Annotated in this window: 16 protein-coding genes; 2 read left to right on the top strand and 14 right to left on the bottom strand. The window is 68.7% G+C overall.

Going from position 1 to position 13789, the window contains the following annotated elements:
* Nucleotides 1-2 precede the first annotated feature (2 nt).
* From ACFWYS_RS38605 to ACFWYS_RS38575, 7 genes are all read right to left on the bottom strand, one after another.
* The gene (locus tag ACFWYS_RS38605) at nt 3-353 is read right to left on the bottom strand and encodes a plasmid mobilization protein (protein WP_384779701.1); all 351 of its coding nucleotides are present in this window, start codon (nt 351-353) and stop codon (nt 3-5) included.
* Nucleotides 354-625: 272 nt separating this feature from the next.
* A complete protein-coding gene (locus tag ACFWYS_RS38600; RefSeq protein WP_384779698.1) occupies nt 626-847 on the bottom strand; it encodes a hypothetical protein in 222 nt (73 codons plus the stop codon).
* Nucleotides 848-939: 92 nt separating this feature from the next.
* Entirely contained in the window at nt 940-1965 is a 1026-nt protein-coding gene (locus tag ACFWYS_RS38595) for a DUF2637 domain-containing protein (RefSeq protein WP_384779695.1), read from the bottom strand.
* The gene (locus tag ACFWYS_RS38590; RefSeq protein WP_384779692.1) at nt 1962-2555 is read right to left on the bottom strand and encodes a WhiB family transcriptional regulator; all 594 of its coding nucleotides are present in this window, start codon (nt 2553-2555) and stop codon (nt 1962-1964) included. The genes ACFWYS_RS38595 and ACFWYS_RS38590 overlap by 4 nt, the downstream gene beginning before the upstream one ends.
* Before the next feature lie 96 nt (nt 2556-2651).
* The gene (locus tag ACFWYS_RS38585) at nt 2652-3359 is read right to left on the bottom strand and encodes an ATP-binding protein (protein WP_384779689.1); all 708 of its coding nucleotides are present in this window, start codon (nt 3357-3359) and stop codon (nt 2652-2654) included.
* Nucleotides 3359-4300 (bottom strand): hypothetical protein, encoded by a 942-nt coding sequence (locus ACFWYS_RS38580; protein ID WP_384779686.1) that lies wholly within the window; start codon nt 4298-4300, stop codon nt 3359-3361. Before ACFWYS_RS38580 ends, ACFWYS_RS38585 begins: the two co-directional genes overlap by 1 nt.
* A 3-nt stretch (nt 4301-4303) precedes the next feature.
* Nucleotides 4304-4663 (bottom strand): hypothetical protein, encoded by a 360-nt coding sequence (locus tag ACFWYS_RS38575; RefSeq protein ID WP_384779683.1) that lies wholly within the window; start codon nt 4661-4663, stop codon nt 4304-4306.
* Nucleotides 4664-5498: 835 nt separating this feature from the next.
* Here ACFWYS_RS38575 and ACFWYS_RS38570 point away from each other — a divergent pair.
* Nucleotides 5499-6401 carry a helix-turn-helix transcriptional regulator gene (locus ACFWYS_RS38570; protein WP_384779680.1) on the top strand — a complete coding sequence of 301 codons (903 nt, stop codon included), beginning with the start codon at nt 5499-5501 and terminating at the stop codon, nt 6399-6401.
* A 40-nt stretch (nt 6402-6441) separates the two neighbouring features.
* Here the strand turns inward: ACFWYS_RS38570 and ACFWYS_RS38565 are convergent, their stop codons facing one another.
* Genes ACFWYS_RS38565 through ACFWYS_RS38555 form a run of 3 tightly spaced genes read right to left on the bottom strand, consistent with a single transcriptional unit; the run spans nt 6442 to nt 9312 of the window.
* Nucleotides 6442-7638, bottom strand: a complete 1197-nt coding sequence (locus ACFWYS_RS38565; RefSeq protein WP_384779677.1) for an amidohydrolase family protein — start codon at nt 7636-7638, stop codon at nt 6442-6444.
* Between the two features lie 24 nt (nt 7639-7662).
* The gene (locus tag ACFWYS_RS38560) at nt 7663-8778 is read right to left on the bottom strand and encodes an MAB_1171c family putative transporter (protein WP_384779674.1); all 1116 of its coding nucleotides are present in this window, start codon (nt 8776-8778) and stop codon (nt 7663-7665) included.
* A gap of 3 nt (nt 8779-8781) precedes the next feature.
* Nucleotides 8782-9312: a hypothetical protein gene (locus tag ACFWYS_RS38555; RefSeq protein WP_384779671.1), complete on the bottom strand. Its 531-nt coding sequence runs from the start codon at nt 9310-9312 to the stop codon at nt 8782-8784.
* Nucleotides 9313-10012: 700 nt separating this feature from the next.
* On the opposite strand from ACFWYS_RS38555, the gene ACFWYS_RS38550 reads away from it, so the two are divergent.
* On the top strand, nt 10013-10453 hold the full coding sequence (locus ACFWYS_RS38550; protein WP_384779669.1) for a pyridoxamine 5'-phosphate oxidase family protein: 441 nt from the start codon (nt 10013-10015) through the stop codon (nt 10451-10453).
* A 445-nt stretch (nt 10454-10898) separates the two neighbouring features.
* Here ACFWYS_RS38550 and ACFWYS_RS38545 read toward each other — a convergent pair whose 3' ends face one another.
* Genes ACFWYS_RS38545 through dapF form a run of 4 tightly spaced genes read right to left on the bottom strand, consistent with a single transcriptional unit; the run spans nt 10899 to nt 13713 of the window.
* Complete coding sequence (locus ACFWYS_RS38545; protein ID WP_384779666.1) at nt 10899-11261, bottom strand: glutamate ligase domain-containing protein; 363 nt, start codon at nt 11259-11261, stop codon at nt 10899-10901.
* Nucleotides 11261-11809: a C39 family peptidase gene (locus ACFWYS_RS38540; protein WP_384779663.1), complete on the bottom strand. Its 549-nt coding sequence runs from the start codon at nt 11807-11809 to the stop codon at nt 11261-11263. Before ACFWYS_RS38540 ends, ACFWYS_RS38545 begins: the two co-directional genes overlap by 1 nt.
* Nucleotides 11810-11821: 12 nt before the next feature.
* Complete coding sequence (locus ACFWYS_RS38535; RefSeq protein WP_384779660.1) at nt 11822-12916, bottom strand: ATP-grasp domain-containing protein; 1095 nt, start codon at nt 12914-12916, stop codon at nt 11822-11824.
* Nucleotides 12913-13713, bottom strand: coding sequence for a diaminopimelate epimerase (gene dapF, locus ACFWYS_RS38530; protein ID WP_384779657.1), 801 nt, complete (start codon nt 13711-13713; stop codon nt 12913-12915). Before dapF ends, ACFWYS_RS38535 begins: the two co-directional genes overlap by 4 nt.
* Nucleotides 13714-13789: the final 76 nt, after the last annotated feature.

Here is a 13789-nt window from a genome sequence, read left to right as displayed (position 1 = left end):
TCTCAGCGCCGTGCGATCTCGATCGCGGCGGCCTCGACCCGGTCCGCGGCTCGAAGGACACGCGCGACAGCGTCGTCCGCGTACTCCGCCTGACCGCCAGAGTTGAGGATGCGGGCCACCTGGTTGAGGTTGTTGCCGGCGCGGGCGAGCTGTGCGCTGGCGGCCATCAGTTCTTCGACCCGGCCGCGCTGGTCCAACAGCCAAGGCTGGGGGCCGCCTTGGGCCTGGGCGACCGCAACCGCGGCGTCGGCAAGGAACCCGGCGGTCTTCAGGCCGACGGCTTCCGCAGCGCGCTTCACCAACTCGAGTTCGTCGGAGGTCAGTCGGACGCTGCGGACTTGGTCGCGGTGCACGCTCTGGCGCAGGCGAGGGCGCGTACGCGGGGCGGCGTGCGGGTTCGGTTCTTCTCCAGGCTGCGATCCGCCCTCGGTCGTAGCCTCCGAGCCCGGCGCCCCCTGGTGCCGGGCTTCCGCCGCCTCTCCCGGGGCGGGGGCATGCGCTTCCGAAACTCCTCCGCGGCCCGTGGCAGCGGAGGAGTTTCGGAAGCTACAGCTTGCTCGGCCTCGTGCCGGGCAGTCACCTTGCCGCAGGTCAGAGGTGGTTTCGGGCGATTCAGACCGTGCCATCAGGGAGTCTGTGCCTTCGTACGGCGCACGTCGCGGAGGATCTCGGCGACGAAGTCGAGCGCAAGGACCGGGTGGTGCAGGGTTCGGGGCGTGCTGGTGGGGGTTCGCTGGACGGTCCAGGTGCCGTCCGGGCCGGGTTCGGCGTGGTGCAGGTGGCCGTACCGCCGTAGCACGGTGATCCAGGCGTCGGCTTCGGCCGGGGTGGTGGGTGTGGTGCGCAATGTGTGTCTCCGGTGCGTGAAGGAGAGTTGGTCGGGTACGAGCGGGCGGCCCGGCTGCGGCCGTTGGCCGCCCCCTCGTCCGGGTCGGCCGGTCAGCCGGTCTGGGTGGCCGACTCTTGGCCGGTCTCGGCACGGAGTTGTTGCATCAGGGCGGTCAGCCGGTCGTTGGCCAGCGTTTTGCCCTGTCCGCGGATGGCGTCCGCGACGACCTCGCGGGTGACCTTGCCCGCGTCGGCGACCGCCTGGCGGGCGATCGGCAGGAGAGTGTCCGCCGACGCGGCGGTGTCCGGGCCGCCGGTGTCCGTGGTCACCGAGGCGGTGTCCGGGCTGGTCTCCGGCTCGGAGGCCTTGGGGGCGGCGAGCCGCAGCCGGGTGACCGGAGCAGGTCTGCTGACCGGGTGTCCGCCCAGGTCAGCGGCGTCTCCGCCGTGCTTGGGCTCCGGCTCCGGGACGCTCTCCGAGTGTCCGGACGGTTCCTCCCGGTCAGCCGTTCGCGGTGCGTCCGGGCCGGAGGTGACCGCCGGACGGCCGCTCTCCGGCTTGGAGAGCGGGGTCGAGTGTCGGGAGGTGACCGGAACCGACGGCCGGTATCCGTCCGCCACCCGTGGGGTCTCCGGCCGGTCAGCGGTGATCCGGTCAGTGCGGACGGCGAGGGTGTCCGGGTGTCCGTGGTGACCGGCCTCGGTGACCCGGCGGGCGATGAGGATATACAGGTGGACGGCTCCGGCCAGGGCGAGCGGGGCGAGGGTGGACAGGGCTCCGACGGTGACATCGCCGAGTCGGAGTCCGCCGCCTCCGGGGTGCTGCTGGTTCAGGCGTACTGCGTGCAGAGCGTTGGCCCAGATGCTGGCGGTGGTCGCTGTGCCGAACAGCATCCACACGTAGAGGCGGGCGGCGAAGGGGGCGGTGCGCAGGACCAGGAGGGCGCGGACTCCATAGGCGATGAAGCCGTCGATCACCAGGGGGAAGAGGAACGTGAGGGGGCCTCGGACGTGGATGGCGGTGGCCATCTGCTGCAGGGCGTCGTACGAGAGCGCGCACCCGGCACCGCCGAGCGCGACGATCGCGGCTCGGTCCCAGGCGGTGATCCGCGCCGGTGTTGGCACGCTGTGGCTCACGCCGCCGTCCCGAGGTCGTCGCGTGCGGGGGTCTCGGCTGCGGGTGCCTTGAGCTCCTTGGTGGGGCTGGCCTTGGACTTCTCCTTGGTCTGGTTCGCCTTCTCCTGGTCAACGGCTCGGTGCTGGATCTCCCGGCGGGTGCGACGGTAGAGCTTCTTGGCGTGCGCCTCGGTGATCTTGAGCATCCGGGCGAGGTCTCCGGCCGGTATCTCGGCGTGATAGGCGGCTATGACGAGGGCAGTGCGCTCAGCCTGGGTGAGGTGGATGTCGCGGCCGGCCAGTACGTCGTTCACCCGGGCGGAGTCGGCGCGACGGTGGAGCTTGCGGTGCAGGGGGTGGCGTTCCTCCTCGGTCATGCCGCCCCGGATGCCGTCGTGGTCGCGGTTTTCGAGGGCCGCGTCCAGGCAGGTGGTGCGAACGAGGCACTGCGCGCACAGGGCCTTGGCGGCGCGGATGCGGTCCATCTCGTCGGGCTCGGGGAAGAAGATGTCCGGGTCGACCTGGTGGTGGGGCGTCGAGCGGCAGGCGGCGCTGTCGTGCCAGGTGAGGCTGCCGAGGGTGCGCGGCGTCTGGTTCTCGGTGCTGTGCATGTGGGGTCTCCGGTCGCCCCGGGCGCGTTTTGGGCAGGCGCGTCCCAGGGGTTGGTGCGTGAAGGGGGCGGAAACGGTGGCAGCCAGTCGTGGCGATCAGCCAGCGGCGATGCGGCGTCGCTCGGCTGCGAGGGCACGTCTGCGGTCGGGGCCGTCGAGGATGACCTTGTCGCTCATCTCGGTCAGCCGGGAGGCGACCCGGTCGCCGATGTGCTGACGCAGGTCGGCCATGCCGAGGTTGGTGGTGATCAGCGTCGGGAGCATCTCGTTGTAGCGGCGGTTGATCAGCCGCATCGTGATCTCCTCGGTCCACTCGCTGTTCTTGGCCGCGCCGAGGTCGTCGATGATCAGCAGCGGGCAGCGGGCGAGGTCCATCAGCTCCCGCTCGCCGTCGTGCCCGGGGCGGGGTCGCAGTTCGGCGTACAGGTCGGCGGCCGTGGTCGCCTTCCAGCGCAGCCGAACTCCGGCGATGAGCAACGAGCGGATCGCGCCGTACGCCTGGTGAGTCTTGCCGGTGCCGGTGGTGCCGACGATCAGCAGCGAGCGGCCCTGCGCGATGCCCGGGGCTCCCTCGGGTCCGGGTCGGCCTGCCTCGGCGATGTCGCGGACCCAGGCGGCGACGGCTGGGTGGTCGGCGACGGCGGCCTGGTAGCGGGCCGGGATGCGAGCCTGTGCCGCCTGGAGGGCGGGGATCGGCTCGACCGGGTCGGTGAGTTGCACGGCCGGGTCGATGCCCCGTGAGGTGAGGATGGCGGCGAGGCGTCGGGCGATGCCGCCGATGGGCTGGGCGTCGTGGTCGCGCATCACAGCTCCTCGGCGTAGGCGGCGGCAGGGTCGGTGGGGTTGGCCCAGGCCCGGTGAGCGGGCACGTTAGGCCGCGATTCCGTCCGCACCAAATTGGTGGGGGTGGCGTTCATGGCCTCGTGGACCAGGCTCGGCAGCGTGCTCGGGTGCAGCCCCTTCGCCCGGTGACGGGCCAGACCGGCCCGGATGTGGTCCGGATCGATGCCCTCCGCGAGGAGCTTGGCGGTCTCCCGTCCGAGGTGACCGAGCACGCCGCTGGGCGGGCGATGGGCACAGGCAGCGGCGTACTCGGCCATGAGCTGCTGGGTCGAGGCGGTCTCCGGCGCGGGGGCGCCTGCGCCCCCAGAAGGAGAAGTAGTTCCTAGATCCAAGTTCCTAGGTCCTAGATCCGGACCGTGAGGGCTCATCGAGGGCTCACTGAGTCCTCCATGACCACTCCGTGAAGGCTCACGGAGTGCGCTCTGAGCTGCGGTTTTGTGCAGATCAGGGATCTCGCGCGGGGCGCGTGAGCCCTCACTGAGCCCTCCGTGAGTCTTCACGGAGGGCTCAGTGCCGTCTCCGTGAGTTCGCGGTGCACCCGCAGTGGGCTGCTCAACGTCGTGGTGCGGGCAGGCCGGGAAGCGGACGCCGCTGGGCCGGTTGATCTTCTGGTGCTGGCGCCAGGTGACGATGTGCAGGTACCGCTTGCCGTCATCGCCTTCGTAGCGGCAGATCAGGTGGGCGGCGGCGAGCTGGGTCAGGTCGTCCTCGACGTCCACGGGGCCGTGCTCCGGGCGCAGCGACCACAGCTGTCCGGTGATCACGGCGGGCTGGTCGCGGAAACGACCGTGGTCGTCGGCCTGGGTGAGGAGGCCGAAGAAGGTCCGCTCCGCAGCGAGGGAGACCGCCGCGAGCGACTCGGACGCGAAGGCCTCGGGCTTGATCGTTCGGATCCGGGCCACGGGTCAGCTGCCCCCGTCCGAAGTTGCACAGGCATTGGCAGTGGGACGCAGGGTCCCGGTGGTGAGGTCGAGGTCGTGCGCCTCGCCCCAGTTCGCCTCGGGGAAGGCTCGGATCACCCAGCGGGCGGTGGCCCCGCGCTGGGTCCGGTTGAGGGGGATCGGCTGCCCCCGCTCGTCGTACGCGCGGGTGTAGGGGCTCGGCCAGGTCTGGCTGGGCTGGTGCTGCGACACACGGATGACGCGGGCGCCGGGCACCATGTCCGCCAAGAGGGCGGCCAGGCGGTCCTGGCGGGTGCCGTCAGCGGATTCGACGGCCTGGGCGTGCTGGGCAGCGAGTGCCCTTCCGCTTCGGGACGCGGGCATGGGAGAATTCCTCACTCGTAGGTGGGGTGGGACGGCCGTTCTCGTCGAAAAGGCCAGCCGACTCGCCCCGGTTGTGAATCCGCGCCCTCAGGGGTGGCGGGCTTGGCGCCCGGGAGCTGCTAACTCCTGGGCGCCGTGTCATTTCCCCTTGGAAACCACGGACTTGACGTTGGATGCGGTTTTGCGTTTCTCCCTTGAGAGGTTCGGGTTCGGCGATTCCGCCGAGGGAGCAGCAACATATGCAGACGGCGGTCAACACTCCAGCGGATAGCGGGAGCTGGGCGGGTTCGACGCCAACTCGACATATATCGCTGGGCCGGTGGGTGCCAAAGACGCACACCACAGCCCGACTCCCGTCCCGAGTCTGGCTTCCAACTCGCCACGGCCCGCGAGGCTCAATGGGTGCGTGCCACTAACTCACAGCTGAATCCGCGAGAGCCTCGGCATTCGAGCCGGACGGCATCACCAACGGCCGTTCGATGAAGCAGAGACACACGACACTCCTCACGCGACAGCCACCCGCGCGTACCGGTTCAAGGACAAGAAGTGACCGCACCGCGACTCCGCACCCTTGCGGGACGACGCCGCGAAACCTCCAGCGCCTGAGAGACGAACTCGCTGACGCCGATTCCCACGGTGAGAGCCCCACACATTGGACGACGCGGTTGCACTCCCCTCGCACCCGCCCTCAGCCCGAGAGCCTCGACAGGACGCGAACACCAAGATCGAGCAGGTATGCAACCGCGCCCGTTCTTCGCTAAGCTGAAGCTATTCCCGACTGGAGAAAAAGTCAACGCGCTGGATGATCCCCAGCTTGTATAAAAAACGAGGCCCCATGTCTGCTCGTCACTTCGACCGCGGCCGTCTGCGTACGGTGCGACGGGCTGCGGAGATCTCGCAGGTTGCCGTGGGCGAGGCCCTGGGCGTGTCCGACTCGGCGGTCGCCAGTTGGGAGAACGGTGCGCAGACTCCAGACCCTGAGAAGCTACCCGCGCTGGCTCGTGCTCTCGGCCGCGATGTAGACGATCTGTTCCCTCGGTCCGGGCCGCCGGACCTGACTGATCTGCGGTGCGATGCCGGCTACTACCAGTACGAGACGGCCGCGCTGATCGGAACCAAGAGCGCCGGCCCGGTGGCGGGGGCCGAGCGCGGTGAGCGGCGGCTCAAGGACAAGTACGTCCCGGCCCTGGCGGCGGCCTACGGGGTCAGCGAGGTCGGGCTGCGGCGCGCGGAAGACCGGTCGATCGCCAAGGCACAGGGCATTCCGGCCGAGGAACCGGCAGCGTCGGAGGCGAAGGGGGCGCCGGCCTCTGACGCCGCTCCCGAATCGCTGATCGAGAAGATCGCTCTACTGCTGGACAGTACGTATCCCAGTCCTCCGGGGCCGCCGTCCGATGCGGAGATGGCGAACGCGGTGAACACCAGCGCCGGGGCGCGGATCCTCACCGAGGAGGAGTTCCGGGATCTCCGCACGGGCGCCGCCGAGACCGCTTCCCCTGAGGTCCTGGACGCACTGGCCGACGTCGTCGGCGTCTCGCGGATGTACTTCGAGCCGGACGACGCCGTGGCCGCTCAGGTCTATGAGGGCCTCCAGCTCCTGGCCGCCGCGAAGAAGGGGGCCGTGAGCCGGGTCAAGGCTCGTGGCCTGGGCCCGCAGGGCCTGTCGCCGAAGGCTCTGGGGCTCATCAACGAGCTGGTGGCTGAGCTGGAGGAGAAAGAAACGGACGCGAACGAGTAGCGCCTGCCCACCGCTGACGGCCTGCGGACAGGACGTACGGCTACTGCTGTTCCGCCGGCCCGCCCGGCTCGTAGAGACGACCGGCAGCGACCACGGTCCGCACCGTCTTCAGAACTCCGAGATCCTCCAGGGGATCGCCGTCGATCACGAGCAGGTCCGCGCGGAACCCCGGGGCGATCCGGCCCGTCGACTCACCCAGCCCGAGCGCGTCGGCAGCGTCGGTGGTCGCCATGTCGAGGATCCTGCCGTTCGGCAGGCCCAGGTGTGCGTAGAAGGAGAGGGCGGGGACCAGTCCGTCGAACCCCGCGCGCTGGACTCCGGCGTCGGTGCCGGCGATGAGCTTGGCGCCGGCCTCAGCCATCTGCTGTACGAGATCGAACATGGCTGCCGCCCGCTCCTCGCCGAAGAAGCGGGGAAGCATCTGCCAGTGGGGGCTGACGGCGGGGCAGACGGCGATGTCCCGGTCGATGATCTGCTTCAGGACGTCCTGACGGAGGTCGAAGCCGTCGTTCGTCATCCACGTGCAGTGCTCGATGGTGTCGACGCCTGCTTCCACGGCCGCGGTGATGCCGTCCGTGCCGTGCGCGTGGGCGGCCACCGGCAGACCGGCCTCGTGGGCCTCATCCACCAGGGCCTGGAGTTCTTCCGGGGTGAACTGGCTCTGCCAGCTCTTCGGCCCGTCCTTGGTCAGGCCGCCTCCGGTGACCATCGCCTTGATCACGCCGACACCCGCCGCGACGTTGCGCCGTACGAGGTCGCGGACCTCACTCACGCCGGAGACCTCGCCTCCGAGGAAGTGGCAGTGACCGCCGGGCGGGGTGGCGGGCGTCCCCGCCGAGACGATCCGGGGGCCCGGTGTGCCGCCGCGGGCGATCTCCTCGTCCAGGCGCAGGGAGAGGCCGTTGCGGTCTCCGAGGTCTCGGACCGTCGTCACGCCGCTGCGCAGGAGCTGCTCCGCACGGCGTCGCATGTCCTGCAGCAGCGTCTCGTCGCTGGACTCGTGGAGCGCGGCCACGGGGTCCGCGCCTCCGTCGAACGCGAGGTGGACATGTGCGTCGATGAGCCCGGGCACGACTGTTCCGTCGGGGAACGCGAGATGCGCCGTGCCAGTGTCCGCCTGCTCCGCGATCAGCGCACGTGGTCCCACCGCTGTGATCGAGTCACCCTCGATGAGGACGGCGCCGTCGTCCAGGTACGTCCCGGAGCCGACGAGGACTCGGCCGGCGGTGATGAGCATCTGGTTTCTCCTTGGCTTCGGTGGTCAGGCGGACAGCCGCAGTGCGTCCGACACGGCGATCAGCTGGCGTACGTCTGCTTCCCGGTTGTCCTCCTTGGGCACCGCCAGCGGTACCGCCGAACGAGGCGCGAGTTCGCCCTTTCCGATCGTGTCCACGGCGTGCCGAAGGCGAGCCGCCAACACGGCCGGGGGGAGGTCGAGCACTTCCGTCTCCTCCGACGTATCGGCCAGGTACGGGCTGACATCGACCAGTCCGTCGCGACACTCCACTATCCGTCGGTGGTAACGACGGTGCACGCCACGCGCCCGCCACCGGTCCCACAGCCCGGAGGAAGCGGGTCTCAACACGTTCTCGGGACAGGCCTCGGCGAGCAACTGCCACAGCGGAGCCAGCCGACGGTGGTCACGGCGACGCCGCAGCCAGAGCCGCACCGCCGTGATCCTCGCGCGGGCCCCCGGATAGGTGACCCCTACGAAGAACAGCAGGATGGACACCACCAGCAAGAACGCGACGCCCGTCATGAGCGCCTGCGGCACGGTCCCGCCGCTCCACCGGATGACGACGAAGACGGCGCGGACAGCGCAGGCCACGGCCATCACGCCGAGACCGATGGCGGCCATCCACAGGCCTGTGGCATGCGGGCGTCCCGACATGCGGGCGTAGCGGTGCGTCCAGCGGCCGGCGACGCCGAGGGCGTACATGAGGTACAGGCCGGCGCCACCGTAGAAGAAGGCGATCTGCGGGATCGTCATGTCCGCCGTGCTGAAGGAACCGGCGAACACCTCGTGCGGAACCGACAGCGCGGCGACCGTGATCGCGACCGCCACTACGGCCACGGCGAGCGCTTCCCGCCTGGCGCGGAGCCGCCCGGCCCGTTCGTCGGCCGAGTACAGGTAGAAGCACATGAGGAAGTAGACCGTGAGCAGGAGCAGCACGTTCTGGATCAGTTTCGCGGTGCCGTGTCCGGCCACGGTATCGACGCCCGAGGCACCGCCGGGCATGGCCAGCGGATAGGACAGCGCGGCACTCAGCAGGCAGAGCGTGACGGAACGAAGCGGCGCGTCATGGGGCGCCCGCGACCACTGGTACAGCTTCCACACGACGGCGGCGACGAGGCCCAGGAGGATCACTTCGGTCACGGGTCAGAGCCACCCTCGCCGGTCGCCCAGCGCGGCCTGGACACGACGGACCGAGGGGTCCTCGGACAGCGGGGTGACGTGGTCGAGCACCGACGACCATTCCAGGATGATCGTGGCCGCGAGTTCGACCTGGCACTCCTCCCCGTCTTCGTACGAGCACCGGCGGGCGACTCGTCGGATGAGCTTCGGGTCGAGTACGGGGATCAGAGTCGCCCAGCCCTCGACGAAGTCGTCCGGCGCCTCCTCCTTCTCCGTCTCCTCCCACTCGGCTACGAAGATGTGGAAGAGCTCGTGCAGGATGATCTGCTGCTGATGCAGGTGTGTCGTCTCCTGCTGGTAGAGGATCAGGTCCATCTGCGGGGTGTCGACACACAGCCCGGAGGGACCCGGCTTCTCCAGCGGGAAGGGCCGAAGGACGATCGGACGCCCCCGCCTCTCGCCAACCAGTCGGCACAGCTCTTTCACGTCCAGCGGTGGCTGCACGCCGAGGGACTGCAACTCTCGCCGCAGCCGACGGTGCAGGTCCCGCTCCACCGTCCGCTTCCGAGCCGTACGCCAGCGCCCTAGCCTCCGACGGCTCACTCCGTCCCTCGCAGGCACGTTGGATACAGCCGCGTCACGGTCGTCTGTTCCCGACCCCATCAGTAGTCCCCTTCGTACCAACCGTGGATGGCTCGTCCACGAAGCCGGGCGATGGCAGCACCCGTTTCGAATCTGGTCCAGTCCCCGCCGCACGACAAAGCAGATGAGGTGATCACGGGAGTCGAAGGCGGTGAGTCGAGCCGGACCGCGAACGCCCTGCCCCAGGGAGCGCAGGGATGCGCACCCAGAACTCCCCGTAAAAAATCGCTAGAGCGAACGAGCAATGCGCCACATCGAGCATCCTCGGCAGGCTTCGGGAACTTCATCGGACACTACGCGACACCCCTAGCAGGATCTGACTGAAAGCAGCCCTGCAAGCCATCGAGACGCACGGGAAACAAACCGATCCAAATCGCCACAGCCAGACGAGATCATGCTCTTGAGCTGGCACTTCAGGCGACTTGATGCGAACACGCCAGACATCACGAGGGGCGCTTAGTTCGTTATCGATCTGAGATATTTTCACTGTGAATACATAGGGCAAAGTTCGCTATACGATCCATATTTTCCGCCCCTCCCCGACCGAGGGCGAGATGTGGCCCTAGCCACTTTCGGACAACCTGGACATCATTCGCGATTAGGCTTCACGGTCATGCGTACCGAGATAAGCAGCCAAGGCGACGACTACCTGGAGTTCTGGGCCGAGTACCATCTGTGCACCCTGACGACGCTCCGGCCAGACGGCCGTCCGCATGTCGTACCGGTCGGGGTCACCGTGGACGCCGAAGCCGGCATCGCTCGCGTTATCACTCGCAAATCGAGTAGAAAAGTCGCCAACCTTCAGGCGGCACGGCCCGGGCAGGCACGCGTGGCGGTCTGTCAAGTGGACGGAGGACGTTGGGCGACGCTGGAGGGCACCGCCGAGGTCCTCACACATCCGAACGCTGTGAACGACGCCGTGACGCGCTACGGGCAGCGGTACGGGCGGACACCGGCTCCGGATCCGGAGCGCGTGGTCATCGAGATCACGATTGACCGGGCCCTGGGGCACGTCGGGGCGCCGAAGCCCAGGACTGCGGACGCTGCGGCCTGACGAACCAGCGGGCCACCGTAGGCCAAGAACGTGTTCGATGCGGCCTCCGGGCGAAGCTGGCGAGAGACCCGCACTCGGCGGAATCCCCCATCCAGTCACCCGCACGGTTGGGAATGAAGAGGCGGGTGTCGGGGTTGCCCGGCCGGTTGTTAGCTTCGGGTCGATCTTCACGTGGCATGGGCGTTCAACTACGGCTTGGCGCTGGGGAAATGGCGATAGATCGAACGCGGGAAGCCGGCGCCGGGTCCGCGCGTCGCCTGGACAGGTCGCCGCAGAAGTCTGATCTACCAGCCCCGACAAGCCTGGACCACCGCTCCTGAACCGTGGAACCCAGCACCCGCCCTACGTGGTAGCCGGGCCCCACTCCGCCCAACAAACCGATGCAGCCCGCCAGATGAACCAGCGAAGCGTCTCGAAAGATCAAGGCAAACAAGTTGGAGTCGGCTCACAGGGACGTGACGGGCTGACCGGTGAGTGCTTGGGCGATCTGCCAGAGCTGGCCACCTCGTGATGCCTTCACGAGTACAACGTCGCCGGGACGAAGCATGGACTCCAAGTAGGCAGCGGCGGTAGCCCTGTCACCGATCAAGGCGATGTCCGGCACGCCAGCTGCACCGGCCGCGAGGGCGAGCTGCTTGGCGAGATGTCCGCCGACCGCCACAACGAGGTCGACTCCGTTCTCAGCCGCCATGCGTCCGACCTCGCGGTGAGCTTCGACGGATTTGTCGCCCAGTTCCAGCATCTCTCCCAATACGGCGATCCTCCGACCGCCTGCGGTGTCGGTCGTGTCGCCGTCTGCCTCGGTCATCAAGACTCTCCGTTGGGGTTGAGGGGCGCGAAGGTGATCGCGCGGCCGGTGTAGGAAGCGGACATGCGGCTGAGGGAGACTCGGTCGTGCGTCTGGCCCCAGGCCGACGGGTCCCGGAAGTGGATCGTCGAGTCGGGGCCGTCCTCGCAGCCACGAAGGATGACGAGGTGACCGCCGGCGCGGCCGTCGTCGGGGAACTGCTCGGTCACGGACACGATGAGCGGGGCGTCGTCGAGTCGGCTCGCCAGCTCTTGGACCGGGACGGGCTCGGCGGTCGAGGGGACGCCGAGGTCGGTCGCCAGGCGCGCGATCCCCGCGTGAAGTGCTCCACGCGGGGTCAACACCTCATGCTTGACCGCGAGTTTCAGCAGCTCCGTGACCGTGGGGGCTTGGCGCCCGTAGGCAAGCAGGATCATTCTCAGTGAAGCCAGGCCGCACGCCCGGTTGGACCACTCGATCCTGTCCCCTAGTGCCCATCCTCCGTGCAGATCCCACTCGGCGGGGGCGATGAGCTGACGGCACAGGGGGACATCGTGGACGCGCGGCACAGCGGCGGGCTCCTACGGCGAGACGGCAGCCTCCCGAGCCCGTGTGGTGCCGACGAACGCGGGAGTGGGCAGGGGGCCATCGTATGGCGGGCGGGCCAGCGCCTCGTGGAGCATCGCCAACACGACGTCCGTGTGCGTGAGTCCGACCATCGCTGCCCCCACCGCGAAGTTGCTGTCCCGGGACATGCCCGGCGTGTTGTTGACCTCCAGCACGTACGGAACGCCGTCCTCGGCGAGAATGAAGTCGATGCGTGCTGAACCGCGCAGCCCGAGTCCCTCCCACAACGTCCGGGCGTGCCCGGTGACCTGGTCCAGCACCTCGGGCTCCAACTCGGCGGCGCGCACGATGACGGCACCCCTGGCATCCACGTCGAGCTTCGTATCGGCGTCGTAGAAGTCGGCTTCGACCGCCTCGGTGGCCAGCGGCGGGAAGACGACGACCGACCCACCCGGCAGTTCCAGGAGACCCACCGTCATCGGCGTGCCCGCAACGTACTCCTCGACGAGCACCTCCCCGCCCTCGTCACCGGCCGCATCCGCGAGAGCGGCGGGCAGGTCCGCCGGATCGCGTACGAGGCTCATGCCCACGCTGGACCCGCCGAACGGCGGCTTGACCATCATGGCACGCCCGTTCCAGGCCAACGGGCCGCTACCGGACCAGACGTGCCAACCGGGCGTAGGGACGCCGAGGGTCAGCATCACCCGCTTGCAGAGGATCTTGTCCGCGGCCACCACGGACGCGCTCACTCCGCTGCCGCAATAGGGCACGCGCAGATATTCGAGCAGGCCCTGCAGCCGACCGTCCTCTCCGTATGGGCCGTGCAAGTTGGAGAGCGCCACGTCGTACCCGACCAGCTCCGCGATGAAGTCGAGCTCGCATGGGTTCAACACCTTCCAACGAGCGCCGATCTCCTCCAGCGCTTCCGCCAGGGCGGTGACAGAACGCTGCTCGATGGGGCATTTCGAGTGATAGACCCTGTCCTCCGCGGACACGGGCCCATAGACGAGGGCGACGCCCAGGCCCTGGCGGCTCTGACCCCACTCGCGAAGCTCTTCTGCGGCCTTCTGCAGCGATCCGTTGGAGCTGGTCTTGAGGAAGAGAGTCATGCGAGTACCCCTTCGAAGGTGTGGGTGACTGGGCCGCCGACCCAGTGGGTTCGGTTCGGCCGGGTGTCGTGTGGCCGGACGCTGAGCGGCTCCCCGGCGCGGTTGTGGACGGTGACGGCGCGGGCGGCCACGAGCCCGCGCAGGGTGGCGATGACCACGGCTGCGACCGCTCCACTTCCGCACGACAGAGTTTCCGCCTCGACGCCACGTTCGTAGGTACGGATCTTCAGCGCCTGGTGGCCGGCGGACTGGACGAAGTTGACGTTCGTCCCCAGCGGGGCAAGGTCGGTGTGATGACGGACGAGGCGACCGGCCATGACCGCGTCGATGGCCTCTATGTCATCCACAATGGCCACGACGTGTTCGGTGCCGGTGTGAGCGCTGTCGAACCACGTCGGTCTGCCGTTGATGACGGCCTGTAAGCGTCGCGGGAGGACTTCACCCACCTCGGCGGTAACCCACACGGCGTCATCGGAGACGACCGCTTCATGCAGAGTGCCGGCCATCTGAAGACTCATCCGCTGAAGGCCGTGATCACGGTGGGCGGCCCAGGCGGAACACCGCAGGGCGTTGCCGCACATGGTCGCGACCGAGCCGTCCGCGTTGAAGCAGGTGACGTCGAGGACCGCGGGGCTGTCGCTGACCAGCCTGCTGATGACCAGGCCGTCCGCACCCACCCCGGTATGCCGGGCACACAGACGTTCCGCCTCCTTGGGCCACTCGGTGTCGTCGTCCGGTCCGAGGCCGGAGAGCAGGATGAAGTCGTTTCCCGCGCCGTGGATCTTGCGGAAGCGCATGGCGAAGCTCCTCGTGTGGTGAGGTGAGAAGTGAGAGTGGGCGCCCGCACGGGCAGGGTCAGCGGCGGTCGACGGG

The organism is Streptomyces sp. NPDC059010 (genome assembly GCF_042740355.1).
GTDB lineage: Bacteria > Actinomycetota > Actinomycetes > Streptomycetales > Streptomycetaceae > Streptomyces.
This window is presented reverse-complemented; position numbering and strand designations above follow the sequence as displayed.

Bases quoted from the DNA above. Each gene is read 5' to 3' on its own strand.
- dapF (WP_384779657.1), bottom strand. From the start codon at position 13,713: ATGCGCTTCCGCAAGATCCACGGCGCGGGAAACGACTTCATCCTGCTC.
- ACFWYS_RS38575 (WP_384779683.1), bottom strand. From the start codon at position 4,663: ATGCCCGCGTCCCGAAGCGGAAGGGCACTCGCTGCCCAGCACGCCCAG.
- ACFWYS_RS38565 (WP_384779677.1), bottom strand. From the start codon at position 7,638: ATGCTCATCACCGCCGGCCGAGTCCTCGTCGGCTCCGGGACGTACCTG.
- ACFWYS_RS38550 (WP_384779669.1), top strand. From the start codon at position 10,013: ATGCGTACCGAGATAAGCAGCCAAGGCGACGACTACCTGGAGTTCTGG.
- ACFWYS_RS38585 (WP_384779689.1), bottom strand. From the start codon at position 3,359: ATGCGCGACCACGACGCCCAGCCCATCGGCGGCATCGCCCGACGCCTC.
- ACFWYS_RS38570 (WP_384779680.1), top strand. From the start codon at position 5,499: ATGTCTGCTCGTCACTTCGACCGCGGCCGTCTGCGTACGGTGCGACGG.
- ACFWYS_RS38545 (WP_384779666.1), bottom strand. From the start codon at position 11,261: ATGACCGAGGCAGACGGCGACACGACCGACACCGCAGGCGGTCGGAGG.
- ACFWYS_RS38590 (WP_384779692.1), bottom strand. From the start codon at position 2,555: ATGCACAGCACCGAGAACCAGACGCCGCGCACCCTCGGCAGCCTCACC.
- ACFWYS_RS38535 (WP_384779660.1), bottom strand. From the start codon at position 12,916: ATGACTCTCTTCCTCAAGACCAGCTCCAACGGATCGCTGCAGAAGGCC.